This is a genomic window from Rhizobium sp. AAP43 (genome assembly GCF_001296045.1).
GTDB lineage: Bacteria > Pseudomonadota > Alphaproteobacteria > Rhizobiales > Rhizobiaceae > Allorhizobium.
Genome location: NZ_LJHS01000027.1, coordinates 147,221 through 169,040, shown reverse-complemented (window position 1 = coordinate 169,040; position 21,820 = coordinate 147,221). Strand labels below are relative to the sequence as shown.

Genomic DNA, 21,820 nt, shown 5'->3' with positions numbered 1-21,820 from the left:
CTCTCTCCTCATCCCGCTGATCCTTTGAGCGGATCTTATTGCACGGCAGATACCCGCTTTTCCAGCGCAGCTGCGCCAGATCGGCGGCGCAATCAGCCGTGGCGAGGCGTGACGCGCATCGGTAAGCCGCCTGCGGGCTGGGTTGTGAGCTTTTGCACCGGCCAGGGCTTAGTCTCCGGGGTGACATCGAAACGATAGCGATGCATCAGCACGGCGAGCGCGATCACGGCTTCCTGCAGTGCAAAAGTCGCGCCGATGCAGACCCGTGGTCCGGCACCGAAGGGTAGGTACTGGAAACGGCCAATCTTTTCGCGATTCGCAGGCAGAAATCGGCTGGGGTCAAATGTACGAGGGCTTTCCCAGTAAAGCTCATGGCGATGCAGCGTCCAGGGCATCACCAGCACGGTCGTCCCCTTCTCGATCTCAACCACCTCACCGTTGGATGCCACATAGCGGTCATCGGCAATCGCATCGCGATTGATCGAGGGCGCTGGCGGATACAGGCGCATTGCCTCCTCGAAGGCGGCACGCACATGCGGCATGCGATCCAGCCAGTCGACGGGATCGACCGCTTGAGCCAGAACGGTATCGATTTCAGCTTCCATAGCCTGACGAACATCCGGGCAATGGGCCACACAATAGAAGGTCCAAGCCAGAGCGCGCGCGGTCGTCTCGTGACCTGCGCCAATGAAAGTCAGTATATTGTCCTCGATCTCCTCGGAGGTCAGTCCATCGGGGCGTTCAAGCTCAAGCAGGAGGGTAAGAAAATCATCTGGGACTGTGGCTCGATCTTCCGACATTAGACGTCGCCGCCGGTCCATCGTGCGGCGCACGAGTGCGCGAAACTTTTTCAAAACGCCAATGCCGCGAATGCGGGTCAGGCGCGGCACCCACTTGGGCGCGCGCAGGAGATCGAAAGGATCGATACGCCCCATGCTGTGCAAGAGGTCGTCAACATCCCTGGCGAAATCGCCCTGTTCGGAGACGATGCCGCCAGAAAACAGCGTTTCAGACAGGATGGCGTAGGTGAGTTCCGTCATATCCACGGCAATGTCGCGCACGACTCCTTCCTCGCCTGCCGCATAACGGGAAATGAAGAGTTCGCTCTGTTCGCGCATCTGCAGGGCAAAGCCTCGCGCATGGCGAGGAGTGAAAACCGGCGCCATCGCTTTTCGCGACCGCTTCCACACAGGGCCTTCAGCCGTCAGCAATCCGTCACGCAGTATCGGCCGCAGCACAAGCTGGCGGACTTCGGACATTTCATAGTTTGCTGCATTGTCGACCAGCACATGCCGGATCAGACCGGGGTCGTTGGCGATGATCGTCGTCTGGCCGAAAAATCGGGTGACGATCCAGGGCCAGGTGTAGGAAGGAAGCCCCCAGAGCTCGAGAGGGTTTCTCAAGACCGTTCGAATGATCTCAAGCCGGCTCGGCGGAACCGTACGCGGTATCGGCGCGGGTGGTTGAAAACCGGGGCTCCGAAGCTTTGCGTCCATAAGATTGTCTCCCCGGAGCCCGAATGACTCCCAAGGAGTTAGAGCAGCTGCTCCAGCTCGTCCAGCCGATCATTGATCAGCCAGCCGTAATAGTTCTCTTCGGGCCAATTCGCCGCACCGCTTGCCCGACGGCTCGCAAGCGTACGGGCTCGCTGTTGCGATCCACCGATATTGAAAAGGGTCGCCGTAACACCAGGGTTCGTCGAGATATCGATGTCGGCAATCGTCTTGTAGTCATCGATCGACTTACGGATCACCGCTGCCATGAAGGCGAGCGAAATGTCGGGATCCATGATCGCCTTATAGACGCCAGCTGCGTCATCAGCGTCTAGCGTTTTATAGCCCGACTTCTGGCTGACCAGATCCGACAGCATCAACGCCGTCAGCGGATTAATCTGGCCAAGACCAAACGTTTGGCCGGCGTAGAAGGGCTGGAAGAAGACGGCACTGAAGCGATTGTTCGGATAGGATTTTCCGCCAATTGTCTTACCGCGGAACTGCGCTTCCCAAACATTCTCCCGGCATGTCCACAGACGATAGGAGTCGGAAAGTGCCGCGCATTCAGCGAATTCGGGACGCGCCACAAAATCCGAAATGCCCTCGTCCTTGTAGGCGAAGCGGAAGCTGTTCCCGGCGTAGGATGCTGCCTTAACGTAATAGCTCTGGAGGCTGTCATAGGCGTCAACATTATAGGTGTGTTCGCCGACAATCGCGCCGACCATGTGAATGGGCGCGATCCCGTAAGCAGCTGCCGTCTTCTTGATCTTTCCAACAAGCGCAGAGTCAGTCGCCAGAAGTTCGCGAACCTTCTCGTATTTATCATCAAACGAGGTCTTGCCGGCGCGAGTTCTGCGCACGGAAGCGCCGGGAACTTCGGGTTGTTCTGCGTGCCGGTTGCCGGGGGGAACCGGTTGAGCAGCGTTTGCCTGCGCAAAGAGGGCTCCTTGCAGAGCCAAGCCTAAGACGATGATCCTTGAAATGCGTAGCACTTGCACTGTCCTGAACGCGGCCGATCTGAAAGATCTGGATGTGTCGGATGGCCGGAGATCGACGGCAACTCCATACATAAGCGGGGACTGCATTGTCGACACAGCCCCCTCTCACTTTCATGGCACTTGCGGCGCAAAAGTGACCCGTAGATGCACAAAGATCACAGGATATAGCGACTGAGATCCGTATCGGCGGCCAGATCTCCGACATGCTCCTGCACATAGGCCGAATCCACCATGACCACCTGGCCGCCACGGTCGGGCGCATGAAATGATACTTCGTCCAGCACTCTTTCCATGACCGTCTGGAGGCGGCGCGCACCGATATTCTCGACGGTTTCGTTAAGGTGAACGGCGACATCTGCAAGCGCATCGATCGCGTCTTCGGTAAAATCGAGGTCCAGTTCCTCAGTGGCCATCAAGGCCTTGTACTGCCGGATGAGGCTTGCCTCCGTCTCGGTCAGGATACGGCGGAAATCCTCCTTTGTGAGCGGCTTCAACTCTACCCGGATCGGTAGTCGGCCCTGCAGTTCCGGCAGCAGATCGGATGGCTTCGAAACGTGGAAGGCACCGGAAGCGATGAAGAGGATGTGATCCGTCTTCACCGGGCCATACTTGGTCGAAACCGTTGTCCCTTCGACGAGAGGCAGTAGATCGCGCTGCACACCTTCGCGCGAGACGCCGGCACCCATGGCACCTTCTCTGGCAGCGATCTTGTCGATCTCGTCGAGGAAAACGATGCCATCATTCTCGACCGAGCGAAGCGCTTCGCGCTGGATCACTTCATTGTCGATCAGCTTGTCAGACTCGTCACGGATCAGGTCGCTGTAGGACGCCTTGACGGTGGTGCGTACCTTCTTCGTCCGGTTTCCCATAGCCTTGCCGAACATTTCGGAGAGGTTGAGGATACCGACATTGCCGCCCTGCATGCCCGGAAGTTCAAAGCCCGGCATGCCCGACGCACTGTCGGCAACTTCGATATCGATTTCCTTGTCGTCGAGCTGCCCGTCGCGCAGCTTTTTGCGGAAGCTGTCGCGGGTGGCTGGAGATGCCGTAGCGCCAACCAGAGCATCAAGCACCCGCTCCTCGGCGAGCGCATGGGCCTTGGCCTGCACGTCCTGACGCTTGCGATCACGCACGAGGGTGATGCCGATTTCAACGAGATCGCGGATGATCTGTTCTACGTCGCGGCCGACATAACCAACCTCGGTAAACTTTGTCGCCTCCACCTTGATAAAGGGGGCGCCTGCGAGCTTGGCCAATCGCCGCGAGATTTCGGTCTTGCCGACACCGGTCGGGCCAATCATCAGGATGTTCTTCGGCATCACCTCATCACGCAGGTCCTCCGACAACTGCTGACGACGCCAGCGGTTGCGGAGCGCGATCGCAACCGCGCGTTTGGCATCGTGTTGGCCGATGATGTGGCGATCGAGTTCGGAAACGATCTCGCGCGGAGAAAAATTTGTCATGTGGACTTGCTCCTGGCGATGCCGCGAAGACGCGCATCGGATATGTGAATGCCTGCCTCGTTTCGGCGATCAAGCCGCGTCGAGGGTTTCGACCACCATATTGGTATTGGTATAAACGCAGATCTCGCCGGCAATCGTCAGCGCACGCGTGGCAATGTCCTCCGCAGACTTGTCGGTATCCATCAGCGCGCGGGCCGCCGCATAGGCGTAGTTCCCGCCAGAGCCGATCGCGATGGTTCCATGTTCTGGCTCCAGGACATCGCCATTACCGGTGATGGCCAGCGTGACCGTCTTGTCGGCCACCAGCATCATGGCCTCGAGATTGCGCAGGTATTTATCGGTGCGCCAATCCTTGGCAAGCTCGACAGCGGCCCGCATCAGCTGACCCGGATACTGTTCGAGCTTCTTTTCCAGACGGTCGAGCAGCGTGAAAGCATCGGCAGTCGCCCCGGCGAAGCCAGCAATCACGTCGCCCCCCTTGCCGATCCGGCGAACCTTGCGGGCATTCCCCTTCATCACGGTCTGGCCGAGGCTCACCTGCCCGTCACCGGCCATCACCACCTTGCCACCCTTGCGGACTGTAATAATCGTCGTCATTCGTCACCTGTTCGCCTGCCCTTGCAGACCCTCTGGTGGGCGACCCAAGCGCCCTTTCGTCGGAACCTATGTAAGTGGGCTTTCAACGATTGCAATCTGGCACGCAACTGCCCATCGCCGCCTTGCGACAACGCAATGTAACTTCTGGATATTTCTGTGCACGGCTGATAAGGGAGGGCCAATTGAGCGATGGAGCGGCCAGATGGCAGAGCGTAAAGGCGAAATTTCCCGCAAAACCAACGAGACCTCAGTGTCCGTGTCCGTTGATATCGACGGCACCGGCAAGGCCGAGATTTCGACAGGCGTGGGCTTTTTCGATCATATGCTCGACCAACTCTGCCGCCATTCCCTGATCGACATGACAATCAATGTGAAGGGCGACCTTCATATCGATGACCATCACACGGTCGAGGACACCGGTATTGCCCTGGGGCAGGCGATCTCCAAGGCTCTTGGCGACCGCAAGGGCATTACGCGCTATTCCTCGATCGATCTGGCCATGGATGAAACCATGACGAAGGCTGCGATCGACGTCTCGGGCCGGCCGTTCCTCGTCTGGAACGTCAATTTCAGCGCACCGAAAATCGGTACGTTCGACACGGAACTGGTGCGTGAATTCTTTCAGGCGCTTGCCCAGAATGCCGGTATTACGCTGCATGTGCTCAACCATTATGGTGCCAATAACCACCATATCGCCGAGACGTGTTTCAAAGCGGTGGCCCGGGCTCTGCGCGTGGCAACTGAAATTGATCCGCGTCAGGCAAGCCGTATCCCTTCGACGAAGGGTACCCTGGTTTAAGGGCGACGTCTCCTGCGGGAGACCTGCCACCTTGCTCCGGCTGAATCCTTGACCGACAGCCGTCGAGCAGAAAGGATAAGAAACATGCGTGTGGCCATTATCGACTACGGATCCGGCAATCTGCGTTCTGCCACCAAAGCCTTCGAACGCGCGGCGCGCGAGGCCGGCGTCGACGCCGAGATTGACCTGACCGACAAGGCAGAACGCGTCGCTTCGGCTGACCGCATCGTGCTACCGGGCGTCGGCGCCTATGCCGATTGCCGCCGAGGGCTGGATGCTGTTCCCGGCATGCATCAGGCCATCTCCGAGGTCGTGGATGTCAAGGCCCGCCCCTTCTTCGGAATTTGCGTCGGCATGCAGCTGATGTCGTCACGCGGTTTGGAAAAGACCGTGACGGACGGGTTCGGCTGGATCAAGGGCGACGTCGTGGAGATGACGCCTTCGGATGCCAGTCTGAAGATCCCGCAGATTGGGTGGAATACGCTGACGCTCAACCGCCCACATCCGCTGTTCGACGGCATCCCGACGGGTGCCAACGGCCTGCATGCCTATTTTGTGCATTCCTATCACCTGGCGGCGCAGAATTCCGATGAGGTGATTGCGACGACCGACTATGGGGGCCCGATGACGGCGTTTGTCGGTCGAGACAACATGGTCGGCGCGCAATTCCACCCGGAAAAAAGCCAGGCACTCGGCCTGAAGCTGATCGCCAACTTCCTCACCTGGGCGCCCTGATCCCCCCAAAGGACACGCAGCATGATCCTTTTCCCCGCCATCGATCTCAAGGACGGCCTGTGCGTTCGCCTCAAGCTAGGCGATATGGAGCAGGCCACCGTTTACAATCCCGACCCGGGTGCGCAGGCACGTGCATTCGAGGATCAGGGCTTCGAGTGGCTGCATGTGGTCGATCTGAACGGTGCCTTCGCCGGCGAAAGCGTCAATGGCGCTGCCGTCGATGCGATCCTTGCAGCGACCCGCAACCCGGTGCAACTCGGTGGCGGCATCCGGACCCTGGAGCATATCGAGAACTGGCTGTCTCGAGGCCTATCCCGTGTAATCCTGGGGACAGTGGCTGTACGCGATCCGGGCCTCGTCATCGAAGCCTGTAAGCGGTTCCCCGGCAAGGTCGCCGTCGGCATCGACGCCAAGGGCGGCAAGGTCGCCGTCGAGGGCTGGGCCGAAGCGTCGGAACTCGGCGTGGTCGAGCTCGCTCAGCGCTTCGAAGGCGCAGGGGTGGCCGCCATCATTTATACCGATATAGACCGCGACGGGATTCTGACCGGCATCAACTGGAGCTCGACGCTCGAGCTGGCCAATGCGGTGTCGATCCCAGTCATTGCGTCAGGTGGACTCGCCTCCATGGACGATATCCGCCGGATGATCGAGCCGGATGCCCGTAAACTGGAAGGTGCGATTTCCGGTCGCGCGCTCTATGATGGCCGTATCGATCCTGCGGAAGCGTTGGCACTTATCAAGTCCGTAAGAAGCTGAGGACCAGATCATGACACTCAAGGCCCGAGTCATTCCCTGCCTCGACGTCAAGGACGGTCGCGTCGTGAAAGGCGTCAACTTCGTTGATCTGATCGATGCCGGCGATCCGGTCGAAGCCGCGAAAGCCTACGATGCAGCCGGGGCCGACGAACTGTGCTTCCTCGACATCACGGCATCATCAGACAATCGCGACACAATCTTCGACGTCGTGGCCCAGACGGCAGACCACTGCTTCATGCCCCTCACCGTTGGCGGCGGCGTGCGTGCTGTGTCCGACATCCGCAAGCTCCTGCTCTGCGGTGCGGACAAGGTGTCGATCAACTCGGCAGCGGTCAAGAACCCGGATTTCGTGGCAGAAGCAGCAGACAAGTTCGGCAACCAGTGCATTGTCGTTTCGATCGATGCGAAGAAGGTTTCACGTGAAAACGAAGTGCCTCGGTGGGAGATTTTCACCCATGGCGGCCGGCAGTCCACCGGCATCGACGCTGTAGAGTTTGCGATCAAGATGGTCGAACGTGGCGCCGGCGAGTTGCTTGTCACGTCGATGGATCGAGACGGCACCAAGAGCGGCTACGACATCGGGCTCACCAGCACGATCGCAGACAGCGTCCGTGTGCCGGTGATCGCATCTGGCGGTGTAGGATCGCTTGACGATCTGGTCGCCGGCATTCGCGATGGTCACGCTACGGCTGTTCTCGCGGCCTCGATCTTCCACTTCGGCACCTATTCGATCGCCGAGGCGAAGGCGCATATGGCTGCTGCCGGCATCGCCATGCGTCTTGACTGATCTCAGGGAAACAAGAATGACCTCTTTCTCACTGACAGATCTCGAAGCAATCGTCGCAGAGCGGGCGAATGCAAGCCCATCGGAATCCTGGACGGCAAAACTCGTGGCCGGTGGCCAGAGCAAGGCCGCGAAGAAGCTTGGCGAGGAAACGATTGAAGCGGTGATGGCAGCGGTGACGGGCGACCGTGAGAACCTCGTCTACGAGAGCGCCGACTTGCTCTATCACCTGATGGTCGTATTGAAAATTGGCGGCATACCTCTACAAGACGTGATGCAGGAACTGGAGCGTCGGACCGCCCAGACGGGCCTGAACGAGAAGGCCAATCGGCAGGATCCATGACAATAGCTATGCGGGAATCCGAAACGCCAGAAGTCCTCGACCATTTTCAGGCCAACGGCTACTCGCCCTATCTGTTCTTCAACTCGGAAGAGTGGGCGCATTTCCGCGCCGACACCCCGCTGACGCTGACGGCCGACGAAGTGCACAGGCTGCGCTCGATCGATGACCCGATCGATCTCGACGAAGTGCGTCGGATCTACCTCTCACTGTCGCGGCTCCTCTCCTCGCATGTGGAATCCTCACAACTGCTATTCGAGCAGCGCAATCGCTTTCTCAGTATGTCAGATGTGTCGAAGACACCGTTCGTGATCGGCATTGCAGGTTCCGTGGCCGTGGGTAAATCGACGACCGCCCGCATCCTGAAGGAGCTCTTGGCCCGTTGGCCGTCGAGCCCAAAGGTTGATCTGGTTACAACAGACGGCTTCCTCTATCCAAATGCGCATTTGATCAAGAATGGCATTCTGAACCGCAAGGGCTTTCCAGAGAGCTACGATATCGGCGCGCTTTTGCGTTTCCTGTCAGCGATCAAGGCCGGACTACCAAACGTCAAGGCGCCAAGCTACTCACACTTGACCTATGACGTTCTTCCCGACGAATTCAGGGTGATCGACCGTCCCGACATCCTGATCTTCGAAGGCATCAACGTGCTGCAGTCGCGCAATCTGCCGGCAGACGGCAAGATCGTGCCGATGGTGTCTGACTTCTTCGACTTCTCGATCTATATCGACGCAGACGAGAATGCGACGCATCGGTGGTATGTCGACCGCTTCATGAAGCTGAGGCAGACGGCCTTTCGAGATCCGAATTCCTACTTCCATCGCTATGCGACAATCAGTGAAGCCGAGGCGATCGAGATCGCCGAGGGTCTTTGGACCAACATCAACCTGAAGAACCTTCGGGAAAACATCCTGCCGAGCCGGCCTCGAGCCGATCTGATCCTGCGCAAGGGCAAGAATCATCTCGTGGAAACGGTCGCCCTGAGAAAACTGTAAGCGATCGATTGCCGGCTATGGATTGACCCGACGGAGGGTCAGATTGATGCGGCCGCCCGCCTTCAGCAACGTGGATGTGCCCGGATAAATCCGGTCGACGCCGTGGTAGCACAGACGCCCTTCCCCGCCGAGAATGAAGATATCGCCGCTTTCCAGTCTCAGCGATTTCGTCCGGTCGGTCCGCTCGAGCCCACCAATTCTGAAGAGGCAGGTATTGCCCAGAGATATAGAGAGCACTGGCGCTGCGAGGTCCGTCTCGTCCCGATCCTGGTGCAGACCCATCTTGGCCTTATCGGTATAGAAGTTCACCAGACACGCTTCCGGATCCTTGGAGTGGCCGGACAAGTCGCGCCAGAGATCAAGAAGGACAGAGGGAATGTCCGGCCAGGGCTCGCCGGTTGTCGGATGGTTTGCTTGATATCGGTAGCCACGGTCCTTGTCGGTTACCCATCCAAGCGGACCGCAATTGGTCATCCGCACGGACATGGGACGCCCGGAACCCGGCATCACAGGGACATAGAGGGGAGCACGGGCAACAATATCCCGGATCGTGTCCACCAGTTTTTCCTGCTCGTCACGGCCAAGCCGCCCTGGCATATAACGAAGACCGGATTGAAGGGTAATCTCGGCTGGCTTCGCGGCCATGGTCAATCTCCCGGTGGCTTGCCGCGCATTTTCTTGACCTCCGACCTGCCTGATTTTTCCTTGAGGCGGCGTTCAATCGAGCCCTTGGAGGGTTTGGTCTTCTTACGCGGCGGCGGTGGTGGCTTGGCGGCCTCAAGGATCAATTCCTTCAGGCGTTCGCGGGCATCTTCGCGGTTGCGCTCCTGACTACGAAACCGGTTAGCCTCGATCATCAGCACGCCTTCCTTGGACATGCGCCGACCGGCGAGCTTTACCGCATTCTGTTTGACCCTGTCATTGAGCGCGGGCGATCCCAAAAGATTGAAGAAGAGCTGGACGGCGGTGGACACCTTGTTGACATTCTGTCCACCGGGACCGCCTGCGAGCACGAATTGCTCGGTCAGTTCCCAACCTGCAATCGTGATGCGGTTGTTGATGTGAAGCGGTTCGCTGGCCATGTCGTCTGTTCTCTCGGTCGGACTTCATATCGGCAGAACCGAGAGAAATGACAAGGCACAAAGAAACAGGCCCGGTAAACGATACCGGGCCCCTTGGTTTGGCAGTGCTTGTCTTCTTCACTCGGCTGCGAGGCGGATACCAGGCGCCGCATCCCGAACCTTGCCGTCGACATGCGCCTCGAACTTGGCGAAGTTGTCGATGAACATGCCGACCAGTTTTTTGGCCTGCGCGTCGTAGGCCAAGCCATCGGCCCAGGTCGAGCGCGGATCGAGGATCTTGGTATCGACGCCCTCAACGGCAACGGGAACGGCAAAGCCGAAGTTTGCATCAATCCGCATTTCAGACTTCTTCAGCTCGCCGGTCAGAGCCGCGGTCAGCAGAGCGCGCGTGGCCTTGATCGGCATGCGATTGCCAACGCCGTATGCGCCGCCGGTCCAGCCGGTGTTGACAAGCCAGCAATCCACCTCGTGACGCGCAATCAGGTCACGCAAGAGATTACCATACTCGCTCGGATGTCTTGGCATGAAGGGTGCGCCGAAGCAGGTCGAGAAGGTTGCTTCCGGTTCCGTCACGCCCTTTTCCGTACCTGCCACCTTGGCGGTGTAACCCGACAGGAAGTGGTACATGGCCTGCTCCGGTGTCAGTTTGGCAATCGGCGGAAGGACACCGAAAGCATCTGCGGTCAGCATGATGATTGTCTTCGGATGCGGTGCAATGCCCGTTTCCGACGCATTCGGGATGAAATGCAGCGGATAGGCGCAGCGCGTGTTTTCCGTCAGCGAACCATCATTGAAATCGGGTGCGCCGTTCTCGTCAAGAATGACATTCTCCAGCACAGTGCCGAAACGCTGCGTCGTTGCATGGATTTCAGGTTCTGCTTCCGCCGAAAGACGGATGGTCTTGGCATAGCAGCCGCCTTCGAAGTTGAAGATGCCGTTTTCCCCCCAACCATGCTCGTCATCGCCAACCAGCGTACGGCTCGGATCAGCAGACAGGGTCGTCTTCCCCGTTCCGGAAAGACCGAAGAACACAGCCGCGTCACCAGCCGGACCGACATTGGCGGAGCAATGCATTGGCATCACTCCCTTCTCTGGCAGAAGGTAGTTGAGGACGGTGAAGACGGACTTCTTCATTTCGCCCGCGTAAGAGGTGCCACCGATCAGGACAATACCTCTGGTCAGGTCACAGGCGATAACTGTTTCGCTACGGCAGCCATGACGGGCCGGGTCGGCTCGGAAGCTCGGCAGATCAATGATCGTCAGCTGCGGAAGGAATGTCTTCAGTTCTTCGCGATCCGGACGGATCAGAAGATTGCGGATGAAAAGGGAATGCCAGGCAAGCTCTGTCACCACGCGTGTGGGAAGAGCATTGTCCCGATCAGCACCACCAATCAGATCCTGCACGAAGAGGTCCTTGCCTTCGGCATGTGCCAGCATGTCCTTATGCAGGATGTCAAAATGCTCTGGTGACAGAGGCTTGTTGTTGTCCCACCAGATCTGGCCGTCGGTCTTAGCGTCCCGAACAACGAACTTGTCCTTGGCAGATCGGCCGGTGTGCTGACCCGTCAAGGCGCGCAGTGCACCATGCGCCGTCAGCTCAGCTTCGCCACGGCGGATCGACTCCTCGTAAAGTGCGCTTTCAAGGAAATTGTAGCGGACGCTGGACGCATTCCGAAGCCCAATATCCGAGATCCCCGAAGCGGGGTTCCTCACGCCGAATTCCTCCATGATGCGCCTTCCTCTTGCCTGGCGATAACAATCAATGACCGGAAATTAAAGCCGGGCTCTGAGGAAAGCAAGTAGGACGCTCCAAATAAGTCAATAATATCAATTATTTAATCGATTTAAAATGGAAATCGTTATTTTAAATCGTTTAGTTCGCACTCTATTCTCCCCTCACCTAGACGATATTGGGCGGTATCCGAGTGGCCGTTCAACCTCGTCAGCCGATTGTCCCTTCCCCTTTGCCACAATTTGTTCCACCTTTACCCCCAAGAAGCGAGGCAATGGAACCCCGGGCTGGGGCTGGGATAACCAGGAGCAGCGCCTTGAACATGATGGAGACCTACAACATGCAGACGATCGCGCTCGTGGACGACGACCGTAATATCCTCACTTCGGTGTCGATCGCCCTTGAGGCGGAAGGCTATAAAGTCGAGACCTATACGGATGGAGCGTCAGCGCTCGATGGCCTTCTCGCCCGTCCACCCCAACTCGCCATCTTCGATATCAAGATGCCGCGTATGGACGGGATGGAACTCTTGCGTCGGCTCCGCCAGAAATCGGATCTCCCGGTGATCTTCCTGACCTCCAAGGACGAGGAAATCGATGAGCTCTTCGGGCTGAAGATGGGCGCTGACGATTTCATCACCAAGCCCTTCTCGCAGCGCCTCTTGGTCGAACGCGTCAAGGCAATCCTGCGCCGCGCGGCAAGCCGAGAGAATCTGGCAGCCGGGGGCAGCGCGCCGAAGTCGGCCGGAGAATTGCAGGCACGGACACTTGAGCGCGGACAACTGGTCATGGACCAGGAACGTCATACCTGCACCTGGAAGGGTGATGCCGTCACACTGACTGTCACGGAGTTCCTGATCCTTCAGTCACTGGCGCAACGCCCGGGCGTGGTGAAGAGCCGTGACGCCCTGATGGATGCCGCTTATGATGAGCAGGTCTATGTTGACGACCGGACGATCGACAGCCACATCAAGCGGCTGCGCAAGAAGTTCAAGATGGTCGATAATGACTTCGACATGATTGAAACCCTCTATGGCGTGGGTTACCGCTTCCGCGAAGCCGCATAACGCTTGTCCGTCCGGTCCTGCCGTGCGCCAGGCCGGCAAAAGACCACAGGACAGCTGAAAGGGTGAGACTTGGCCACACCGGTTGAAGAAGGGAACGTCGAGGAGCTGGATGGCCCCTCCGAACGCGGGCGGCCATTTGCCCATCCCTTCACCCTGATCCGCCGCATCTTCGGCCATGCGCTGTTTTCCAGCCTAACGCGCCGTATCGTGTTCTTCAATCTCGCGGCGCTGATCGTCCTGGTCGGCGGAATTATGTACCTCAACCAGTTCCGCGAGGGTCTGATTGACGCCCGGGTGGAAAGCCTGCTGACCCAAGGCGAGATCATTGCTGCTGCCGTTTCGGCCTCCGCCTCGGTCGACACCAATTCCATCACAATCGATCCGGAGAAACTGCTCGAGCTTCAGGCCGGCCAGAGCATCACTCCGGTTCCGAATGACGAGGATCTGGAGTTTCCGATCAATCCGGAACGGGTCGCACCAGTTCTTCGGCGGCTGATTTCGCCGACGCGCATCCGCGCACGGCTTTTTGATGCCGACGCCAATCTCCTGCTGGATTCCCGACATCTCTATTCCCGCGGGCAGGTTCTACGCTTTGACCTCCCGCCGGTTGATAACGACACAACCAGCTTCACCGACTGGATCACGCGGCTGTTCAACACGATCCTCCAGCCTGGCAACCTGCCGGTCTACCGGGAAGCACCTGGCGGCGACGGATCGATTTATCCGGAAGTGATGAATGCGCTGACCGGCGTTCGCGGCGCAGTCGTTCGCGTGACGGACCAGGGTGAACTGATCGTATCGGTCGCGGTGCCTGTTCAACGTTCACGCGCGGTGCTTGGGGTGCTGCTGCTCTCGACCCAGGCGGGCGATATCGACAAGATCGTACATGCCGAACGGCTCGCGATTCTTCGAGTATTCGGCGTGGCAACGCTGGTGAACATCGTTGTTTCCCTGCTTCTATCTTCGACAATTGCAAACCCGTTGCGCCGCCTGTCGGCTGCAGCGATCAGAGTGCGAAGGGGTGCGAAGGAACGCGAAGAGATTCCGGATTTTTCCGCCCGGCAGGACGAAATCGGCAATCTTTCCATAGCGCTGCGGGAAATGACCACCGCGCTGTACGACCGGATCGACGCAATTGAAAGCTTTGCAGCCGATGTCAGCCATGAACTAAAGAACCCGCTGACATCGCTGCGCTCGGCTGTCGAAACACTACCACTTGCAAAAACAGACCAGTCCAAGCAGCGCCTGATGGACATCATCCAGCATGACGTGCGCCGCCTCGACCGCCTGATCAGCGATATTTCTGATGCCTCGCGTCTCGACGCCGAACTCGCGCGTTCCGACGCGAAACCGGTGGATCTTGAAGTCCTACTTTCAAGCCTTGTCGATATTTCACGTGAAATCAGGAACGGCAAAAAAGCCGTCCAGATCGACTATATGATCGACAGGAAGCCGGGAGCGACACGTCAACGCTATCTGGTCAACGGGCACGATCTCCGGCTTGGGCAGATCGTCACCAATCTCATAGAGAATGCCCGGTCCTTCGTGCCGGAAACGGGGGGACGGATCGTCGTCAGACTGTCCCGATCAAAAACAGCCTGCAAGATCCAGATCGAGGACAATGGCCCCGGCATTCAAGCGGAGGACATCGATCGGATCTTCGAGCGCTTCTACACGGACCGCCCTGAAGGTGAGAGCTTCGGACAAAACTCCGGTCTCGGCCTGTCGATCAGCCGGCAAATCGCAGAGGCCCATGGCGGCACCCTGCGGGCCGAGAACATGATCGATCCCCAGGATGGCCGCAGGACTGGAGCCCGCTTCATCTTGTCCCTCCCCGTCAACCCGGCGCCTTGATCGTGGCCGGCCCGACCAACATCCATGCATCCGCCATCGTGGTCGACGGTATAGGATTGGCAATAGTCGGGCCGTCCGGCAGCGGAAAGTCAGCTCTGGCCTTTGACTGCCTCTCGGAAGCAAAGCTTCTGGGACTCCCGGCGGCCCTCATCTCCGACGATCGTCTTCTTGTCTTCAAGGACGGCAGCACCGTTATCGGGCGGGCTCCAGACACGATGCGCGGCATGATCGAGCTTCGTTATAGCGGGATCATCAAGGTGGCCCATATCGAAACTGCACCGCTGCACTTGGTCGCGACCACGGTCGCAAGCAACGAGGTCGAACGGCTCGCGCCCGAAAACGAGCACTATTCCCTCACCGCCGACACCGCCTTGCCCCTGGTTCGCGTGCCAAGCTGGACACGCTTTCCGTTGAGCCTCATTCTTGCTTTCAACCGCCAAAGCGCCGACTCAGCCATCTAGACACACGGTTTTGGCTTGCACTTCGCATTTTGATCGACATGATGGCCACCTGCCGGTAGACGCAGGCTGCTTCGTGCGCTATCCGGCAAAAAGTTTGCGCTAAGGGACAATTGAGAATGATCGGACTTGTGCTTGTCACACATGGCAAGCTGGCTGAAGAGTTTCTTCATGCGGTGGTGCACGTCGTTGGCCCCCAGCAATTCATCGAGACCGTCTCGATCGGCCCCGAAGACGATATGGACCAGCGCCGTCAGGATATTCTGGACGCCGTTCAGCGTGCCAATGACGGGAACGGTGTAATCATCCTGACAGACATGTTCGGCGGCACCCCCTCCAATCTTGCAATATCCATCATGAACAGCGGGCAAGTGGAAGTCATTGCCGGAGTGAACCTCCCCATGCTGATCAAGCTGGCTGGGATCCGAGGCGGTAATGATATGGACAAATGTCTGATTGACGCGTCGGATGCAGGACGCAAGTACATCAATGTCGCCAGCCGGGTGCTCAGCGGAAAGTAAGATGACCGATCAGATCGCCCGCGAACTTCTCATCATCAACAAGCGAGGCCTTCACGCGAGGGCATCAGCCAAGTTCGTTCAGACGGTCAATGGGTATGATGCAAAGGTGAGTGTATCGAAAGATGGCACCACAGTGGGCGGAACGTCGATCATGGGTCTGATGATGCTGGCCGCCAGCCCGGGCTGTTCGATCTCGGTGACCGCCTCCGGTCTGCAGGCCGAGGAGGTCATGGAGGCCCTGTCGCAGCTGGTCGCCGACCGCTTCGGCGAGGAGATGTAAAGCATCTCGACATAAAGACATAAAGACTTCTTTATGTCTGATTGCACCATCAAAGGTTCCCTGATAAAAGCAGTTCAGGATCCGCGGACGTCTCTGCGGACATTTTGTCTGCACCTGTAAGGTTGTCAGCAATCAGCCGGAGAGTTTCATGAGCCACCATGACTACGTGATCGCCGATATCGGTCTTGCCGATTTCGGGCGCAAGGAAATCAGCATTGCCGAAACCGAAATGCCGGGCCTGATGGCCTGCCGCGACGAATTCGGCGTAAGCAAGCCGCTCACGGGCGCTCGCATCACTGGCTCACTGCATATGACGATCCAGACGGCCGTCCTGATTGAAACGCTGGTCGCCCTCGGCGCCGAAGTTCGTTGGGCGTCATGCAACATCTTCTCGACGCAGGATCATGCGGCAGCAGCGATTGCCGAGCGCGGTATTCCAGTCTTCGCTGTGAAGGGTGAAAGTCTCACTGAATACTGGGATTATACCGACCGGATCTTCCAGTGGACCGATGGTGGTTTTTCCAACATGATCCTCGACGACGGTGGTGATGCGACAATGTATATCCTGCTTGGTGCACGTGCCGAAGCGGGCGAAGACGTCCTGTCCAATCCGACCTCGGAAGAGGAAGAAATCCTCATCGCGCAGATCAAAAAGCGTCTGGCGGCTTCGCCTGGCTGGTTCACCAAACAGCGCGACGCCATCAAGGGCGTAACCGAAGAAACCACGACAGGCGTGCATCGCCTGTACGAGCTGGCGAAAAAGGGCCTTCTGCCCTTCCCCGCCATCAATGTGAACGACAGCGTCACCAAGTCGAAGTTCGACAACAAGTATGGCTGCAAGGAATCGCTGGTCGATGGTATTCGCCGCGGCACCGACGTGATGATGGCTGGCAAGGTTGCCGTCGTCTGCGGTTACGGTGATGTGGGCAAGGGCTCTGCTGCCTCGCTCAGCGGCGCCGGCGCTCGCGTTAAGGTCACGGAAGTTGATCCGATCTGCGCCCTGCAGGCCGCTATGGATGGCTTTGAAGTCGTCACTCTGGAAGACGTGGTCTCCACGGCTGACATCTTCATCACCACCACCGGCAACAAGGACGTCATCCGCATCGAGCATATGCGCGAGATGAAGGACATGGCGATCGTCGGCAATATCGGCCACTTCGACAATGAGATCCAGGTTGCGTCGCTGCGTAACTTGAAGTGGACCAACATCAAGCCGCAGGTCGACATGATCGAGTTCCCGAAGGGCAACCGCATGATCCTGCTCTCGGAAGGCCGCCTGCTGAACCTCGGAAATGCGACGGGCCACCCGTCTTTTGTCATGTCTGCGTCGTTTACGAACCAGGTTCTCGGCCAGATCGAACTGTTCGCCAAGACAGACGAATACAAGCCGGGCGTCTATGTCCTCCCCAAGCACCTCGACGAAAAGGTCGCCAAGCTGCACCTCGACAAGCTCGGCGCAAAGCTGACGAAACTGTCTGACGAGCAGGCGAGCTATATCGGCGTTTCAGCGACCGGCCCATTCAAGGCTGAACACTATCGCTATTAATAAATAGCTGGATAATAACTACATGTGGTAGGCGCAGCCTTGACAAAGGCTGCGCCTTCTTTTTTGGCCGCCGGCCTTCCAGACCTCCGGCATCAGCGGTATTGTTTTGAGACTTGATTCGTGGATGCCGAGGCACCCGCGAACACGGATGTCTTGTCGACGATGCGGCACATAATAAGACGGAGACAGACCGAGAATGTCGGTAGATCAACGCACCCCGTGGATGCGGGAAACGGCTATGACGGCCGGTATTTCAAACTTCTGGCATAGCAATGTCGGGCCTGTTCGGGCAACTTCGGGCGCTTTCCGCTCGATGGCAAGAGGACTGCGCTCAGTCGTCTCCTGGCGGCGCGTTCTGGCCAGCGGCAGCGCACTCACATCTTTTTTCCTGCCCGCGTTCGCGCAGGCGCAATCCTTGCCGTCGATCACGCGCTTCGACAGCGCCGACATGGCTGGATACGCCCTTGTGGCCGGCGTCCTCTCTGCCGCGCTTGTCTCTGTGCTTTGGCTTCTTCGCCAGCGCAATCGCCTGGAATCCGAAGGGCAGGAGCTGCGCTCCGCCTTGTCGGATTGCCAGCAAAAGATCCCGCGGTACCAGGCTTTGATTGCCGACAAGAACCGCAGAATCGTGATTTGGGAAGGCCATACCGGTAAGCCCGAATTTCTCGGCCAGTTGCCCGCTGAAACAGGAGCGCCTCAGGCCGATGTCGACTTTCTGGCCTTCGGTCGCTGGCTGAAGCCGCATTCGGCTGCCGAAGTTGAGCGGGCCATCGAAGCCTTGCGAACTGATGCGCGCAGTTTCGACCTCATCGTTGAGACATTGCGCGGTGAGGTGATCGAAGTGCAGGGCCGCCTGTCCGGCGGTCGCGCTTTCGCCCACTTCCTGGCTCTCAACAATTTGCGCGCGGAACTCGCGGAACTGAAAATTGAACGCAACCGCCTGCGCAATTCCATCGCCACTTTTGAATCCTTGCTTAATGCAATCGAACAACCCGTCTGGCAGCGTGATAGCGAAGGCCGACTGACCTGGGTCAATCAGGCCTATTGCGAAGCGGCAGAAGCCAATTCGCCGGATCAGGTTCTGGGCGAAGGTCGGGAGATCCTGCCAACCCTGACCCGGCAGCGGATCAAAGCGACAGCAACGGCGGAATCACCGTTCCACGATACGATTTCAACGGCTGTACGCGGCGCGCGCGCGTTTTTCGACGTTGTAGACGTGCGCGGTCCCGCCGGTTCTTGTGGCATGGCCGTTGATGTTTCGTCAGCCGAAGGGCTGCGTGAAGAATTGGCTCGAACGCTCAAGAGCCATGCGGAGACGCTTGACCATCTGGGTACCCCTGTTGCCATTTTTGATGGTGACCGTCGCCTGCAGTTCTTCAACCAGGCGTTCAGCCAGCTCTGGGAGCTGGATACGAAGTTCCTCGAGTCTAGACCTGACCACAGCGAGCTCCTCGACAAGCTGCGCGCAGCCCACAAACTGCCTGAGGAATTGAGCTGGAAGAGCTGGAAGGAAAACACTCTTTCGGTCTATCGCACTATCGAGACCCAAACCGATATCTGGCACCTTCCGAACGGTCAGACCTTGCGCGTGATTGCATCAGCACATCCCCAGGGTGGCGCGACCTGGGTATTCGAGAATCTGACCGAACAGGTCAATCTGGAAACCCGCTACAACACACTGCTGCGCGTGCAAGGGGAAACCATCGATCACCTTTCGGAAGGTGTGGCCGTCTTCGGGCCTGATGGGCGGATCCAGCTGTCTAACCCGGCCTTCCGCGCACTTTGGGGCGTCACCGAGGAACAGACCGCCGTCGGCACGCATATCAGACTGATCGAGGCTGCCTGCGCGCCTTCCTATGATCGTCCGGATGGTTGGAAAGCCTTCGGTAAGATGATCACAAGCTTCGAAGACGAGCGGCCGTCAAGCCAGGGAACTCTCGAGCTCTTCTCCGGTCTCGTGCTCGACTACGCCGTTACACCTTTGCCGAATGCGCAGACCATGCTGACCTTCGTCAACATGACCGACAGCGTGCGTGCAGAACGCGCGCTCAAGGAAAAGAACGACGCGTTGCGCAAGGCCGACGAGCTGAAGAACGATTTCGTTCAGCACGTCTCCTACGAACTGCGCTCGCCACTGACCAATATCATTGGCTTCACGGACCTTTTGAAGACCTCGACCACAGGTCCTCTCACGGAACGCCAGGCCGAATATGTCGATCACATCTCGACCTCTTCCGCCGTTCTACTGACGATCGTCAACGACATCCTCGACCTTGCCACGGTCGATGCGGGCATCATGCAGCTCGATTATTCCGAGATCGACCTCAGCGACCTGCTGGACGATGTATCGATGCAGATGACGGACCGCCTTCAGGAAGGTGGGGTAACGCTGGAAATCGCCGCTTCGTCGCAGCTCGGCCATCTGATTGCAGATCGGCAGCGGCTGAAGCAGATCCTCATCAAAATCCTGACCAACGCTGTGAATTTCGCACCAGAAGGCAGCATTGTTGCAATGAAGTGCTGGCGTGAGGGGTCCGACTTCGTGTTCTCGGTTGCCGATAGCGGTTGCGGCATCAGTCCCGAAATGCTGTCGACGGTGTTCGACCGGTTCTCGACAAATTCTCGGGGCGGAAAACGGAGTGGACCAGGTCTTGGCCTGTCGATTGTTCAGAGCTTCGTCAACCTCCATCACGGCAAGGTGTCGATCGAGAGCACGCCGGGCAGCGGAACGACGGTGCATTGCCGGGTTCCTTCCGCAGCGATCCCGCACCTAATCGCCGCTGCAGAATGAGCCAAGCCGACGTGCAAGAAATCACGATCGAACTGCCGAATGAGGCAGCCACGATCCAGTTTGGCGAGGATTTGGCTCTTGCAGTGCGGGCGGGCGACTGCATAGCCCTTGATGGAGATCTGGGCGCCGGAAAATCCACGACGGCCCGCGCCTTGCTTCGGGCCTTGGCAGACGACCCGGAACTCGAAGTGCCGAGCCCGACATTCACATTGGTGCAGAACTACGATCTGCGCCTGCCGGTCGCTCATTTCGATCTTTATCGTTTGTCCGACGAAAGCGAATTGGACGAACTGGGATTTCACGATGCCCTTACCGATGGCATCTGCCTGGTGGAATGGCCGGAAAAGGCTGGCCGCTCGCTGCCTAAAAGCGCCCTGTCGATCACCTTCGCCTTTCCTCCGACGCGCGGTCGGACAATCACGATTACGGGTCCGGAACCGAAGCTCGCGCGCCTTCAACGCGTGCTCGACATCCGGTCCTTTCTCGACACAGATAATCTTACCTCGGCGAAGCGTCGCCATCTGACCGGCGACGCTTCGAGCCGTTCTTACGAGCATATCTATCCCGCTGCGGATGCGCCCCGCCTGGTGCTGATGGACGCGCCGAAGCGGCCAAACGGCCCGCCGATCCGCAATGGCAAGCCTTATTCGCAACTGGTACATCTTGCCGAAGATGTGCGTCCCTTCGTTGCCATCGATCGGATGCTGCGAGACAAGGGGTTCTCGGCACCCGCCATCCTCGCCGGTGACAACGATCGAGGCATCCTGCTGTTGGAAGACCTCGGCGGAGACGGCATCATTAATGCCGAGCGCAAGCCGATTGCGGAACGCTATCGTGCGAGTGTCGCCTGCCTTGCGGCCATTCATGACACAGACTTCGACCATCGCATCCAGCTCGACGACGGATACGTCCATCAGATCCCCGATTTCGATCGGGCGGCGATGAAATTCGAGGTGGAACTGTTGCTAGACTGGTATCTCCCCCATATTCGCGGCGGCTCGGAAGCCACTGCGGAGGAGCGGACGGACTATCTTGCTATTTGGGATGGACTGATAGACGAACTCGCCGACTGCGAGCGCTCTATCGTGCTGCGCGACTTCCACTCCCCAAACATCATCTGGCGAGCCGGGGAGACGGGCCACGCCCGCGTCGGGCTGATCGACTTCCAGGATGCCATGATCGGTCCAGCCGCCTATGATGTCGTGTCGTTGGTGCAAGATGCCCGTGTAACGGTGGAGCGTCCCTTGATGGACGTGCTGCTCAATGACTATGTTGCGGCACGAACAATCCGGCCGACATTCAATCGCGCACTATTCAAGAAGAGTTTCGCGATCATGGCTGCGCAGCGGGCCTGCAAGCTGAATGGGCTCTGGGTACGGCTGAAGCAGCGCGACGGCAAGCCCGGCTATATGTCTCACCTGCCCCGCACACTCTGGCATCTTTCAGTGGCTTTCGAGCATCCGGCACTCGCCCCCTTGCGCGACTGGTGCACAAGGGCTGGAATCCATGCAGCCGAATCACCGACGTAAG

At 58.4% G+C, this 21,820-nt stretch carries 21 protein-coding genes; 14 read left to right on the top strand and 7 right to left on the bottom strand.

Features of this window, described 5'->3' with window-relative positions; translation table 11 throughout:
* Positions 1-92: 92 nt before the first annotated feature.
* The 4 genes from IP76_RS16205 to hslV all read right to left on the bottom strand — a co-directional run bounded on the left by IP76_RS16205 (position 93) and on the right by hslV (position 4,551).
* On the bottom strand, positions 93-1,496 hold the full coding sequence (locus IP76_RS16205; RefSeq protein WP_054159258.1) for a cytochrome P450: 1,404 nt from the start codon (positions 1,494-1,496) through the stop codon (positions 93-95).
* 38 nt (positions 1,497-1,534) lie between these two features.
* Positions 1,535-2,464 carry a DUF1402 family protein gene (locus IP76_RS16200; RefSeq protein WP_245281482.1) on the bottom strand — a complete coding sequence of 310 codons (930 nt, stop codon included), beginning with the start codon at positions 2,462-2,464 and terminating at the stop codon, positions 1,535-1,537.
* Positions 2,465-2,646: 182 nt separating this feature from the next.
* Positions 2,647-3,954: an ATP-dependent protease ATPase subunit HslU gene (gene hslU, locus IP76_RS16195; protein WP_054159256.1), complete on the bottom strand. Its 1,308-nt coding sequence runs from the start codon at positions 3,952-3,954 to the stop codon at positions 2,647-2,649.
* Positions 3,955-4,023: 69 nt separating this feature from the next.
* Positions 4,024-4,551 (bottom strand): ATP-dependent protease subunit HslV, encoded by a 528-nt coding sequence (hslV, locus tag IP76_RS16190; protein WP_054159255.1) that lies wholly within the window; start codon positions 4,549-4,551, stop codon positions 4,024-4,026.
* Between the two features lie 202 nt (positions 4,552-4,753).
* Between hslV and hisB the strand changes: the two genes are divergently transcribed.
* The 6 genes from hisB to coaA all read left to right on the top strand — a co-directional run bounded on the left by hisB (position 4,754) and on the right by coaA (position 8,960).
* Entirely contained in the window at positions 4,754-5,350 is a 597-nt protein-coding gene (gene hisB / locus IP76_RS16185; protein ID WP_054159254.1) for an imidazoleglycerol-phosphate dehydratase HisB, read from the top strand.
* Positions 5,351-5,434: 84 nt separating this feature from the next.
* Positions 5,435-6,085, top strand: coding sequence for an imidazole glycerol phosphate synthase subunit HisH (hisH, locus tag IP76_RS16180; RefSeq protein ID WP_054159253.1), 651 nt, complete (start codon positions 5,435-5,437; stop codon positions 6,083-6,085).
* A gap of 21 nt (positions 6,086-6,106) precedes the next feature.
* Positions 6,107-6,841, top strand: coding sequence for a 1-(5-phosphoribosyl)-5-[(5-phosphoribosylamino)methylideneamino]imidazole-4-carboxamide isomerase (gene hisA, locus IP76_RS16175; protein WP_054159252.1), 735 nt, complete (start codon positions 6,107-6,109; stop codon positions 6,839-6,841).
* A 10-nt stretch (positions 6,842-6,851) separates the two neighbouring features.
* Positions 6,852-7,628 (top strand): imidazole glycerol phosphate synthase subunit HisF, encoded by a 777-nt coding sequence (hisF, locus tag IP76_RS16170; protein WP_054159251.1) that lies wholly within the window; start codon positions 6,852-6,854, stop codon positions 7,626-7,628.
* Positions 7,629-7,644: 16 nt separating this feature from the next.
* Positions 7,645-7,968, top strand: coding sequence for a phosphoribosyl-ATP diphosphatase (locus IP76_RS16165; protein ID WP_054159250.1), 324 nt, complete (start codon positions 7,645-7,647; stop codon positions 7,966-7,968).
* A complete protein-coding gene (gene coaA / locus IP76_RS16160) occupies positions 7,965-8,960 on the top strand; it encodes a type I pantothenate kinase (protein WP_054159249.1) in 996 nt (331 codons plus the stop codon). Before IP76_RS16165 ends, coaA begins: the two co-directional genes overlap by 4 nt.
* Before the next feature lie 15 nt (positions 8,961-8,975).
* Here the strand turns inward: coaA and IP76_RS16155 are convergent, their stop codons facing one another.
* The 3 genes from IP76_RS16155 to IP76_RS16145 all read right to left on the bottom strand — a co-directional run bounded on the left by IP76_RS16155 (position 8,976) and on the right by IP76_RS16145 (position 11,770).
* A complete protein-coding gene (locus tag IP76_RS16155; RefSeq protein WP_054159248.1) occupies positions 8,976-9,605 on the bottom strand; it encodes an alpha-ketoglutarate-dependent dioxygenase AlkB in 630 nt (209 codons plus the stop codon).
* A 2-nt stretch (positions 9,606-9,607) separates the two neighbouring features.
* Entirely contained in the window at positions 9,608-10,042 is a 435-nt protein-coding gene (arfB, locus tag IP76_RS16150) for an alternative ribosome rescue aminoacyl-tRNA hydrolase ArfB (protein WP_054159247.1), read from the bottom strand.
* Positions 10,043-10,159: 117 nt separating this feature from the next.
* Positions 10,160-11,770 (bottom strand): phosphoenolpyruvate carboxykinase, encoded by a 1,611-nt coding sequence (locus tag IP76_RS16145; protein ID WP_054159246.1) that lies wholly within the window; start codon positions 11,768-11,770, stop codon positions 10,160-10,162.
* Between the two features lie 344 nt (positions 11,771-12,114).
* On the opposite strand from IP76_RS16145, the gene IP76_RS16140 reads away from it, so the two are divergent.
* The 8 genes from IP76_RS16140 (at position 12,115) to tsaE (ending at position 21,819) form a co-directional block, all read left to right on the top strand.
* On the top strand, positions 12,115-12,840 hold the full coding sequence (locus IP76_RS16140) for a response regulator transcription factor (protein ID WP_197278360.1): 726 nt from the start codon (positions 12,115-12,117) through the stop codon (positions 12,838-12,840).
* A 69-nt stretch (positions 12,841-12,909) separates the two neighbouring features.
* A complete protein-coding gene (locus tag IP76_RS16135; protein WP_054159244.1) occupies positions 12,910-14,694 on the top strand; it encodes a sensor histidine kinase in 1,785 nt (594 codons plus the stop codon).
* A gap of 2 nt (positions 14,695-14,696) precedes the next feature.
* Positions 14,697-15,155: an HPr kinase/phosphorylase gene (locus IP76_RS16130; protein ID WP_054159286.1), complete on the top strand. Its 459-nt coding sequence runs from the start codon at positions 14,697-14,699 to the stop codon at positions 15,153-15,155.
* 116 nt (positions 15,156-15,271) lie between these two features.
* On the top strand, positions 15,272-15,673 hold the full coding sequence (locus IP76_RS16125; RefSeq protein WP_054159243.1) for a PTS sugar transporter subunit IIA: 402 nt from the start codon (positions 15,272-15,274) through the stop codon (positions 15,671-15,673).
* 1 nt (position 15,674) lies between these two features.
* Positions 15,675-15,953 (top strand): HPr family phosphocarrier protein, encoded by a 279-nt coding sequence (locus IP76_RS16120; RefSeq protein WP_054159242.1) that lies wholly within the window; start codon positions 15,675-15,677, stop codon positions 15,951-15,953.
* Positions 15,954-16,101: 148 nt separating this feature from the next.
* The gene (gene ahcY, locus IP76_RS16115) at positions 16,102-17,499 is read left to right on the top strand and encodes an adenosylhomocysteinase (protein ID WP_054159241.1); all 1,398 of its coding nucleotides are present in this window, start codon (positions 16,102-16,104) and stop codon (positions 17,497-17,499) included.
* Between the two features lie 250 nt (positions 17,500-17,749).
* Positions 17,750-20,290 (top strand): ATP-binding protein, encoded by a 2,541-nt coding sequence (locus IP76_RS16110; RefSeq protein WP_245281480.1) that lies wholly within the window; start codon positions 17,750-17,752, stop codon positions 20,288-20,290.
* Positions 20,287-21,819, top strand: coding sequence for a tRNA (adenosine(37)-N6)-threonylcarbamoyltransferase complex ATPase subunit type 1 TsaE (tsaE, locus tag IP76_RS16105; RefSeq protein WP_054159239.1), 1,533 nt, complete (start codon positions 20,287-20,289; stop codon positions 21,817-21,819). Before IP76_RS16110 ends, tsaE begins: the two co-directional genes overlap by 4 nt.
* Position 21,820: the final 1 nt, after the last annotated feature.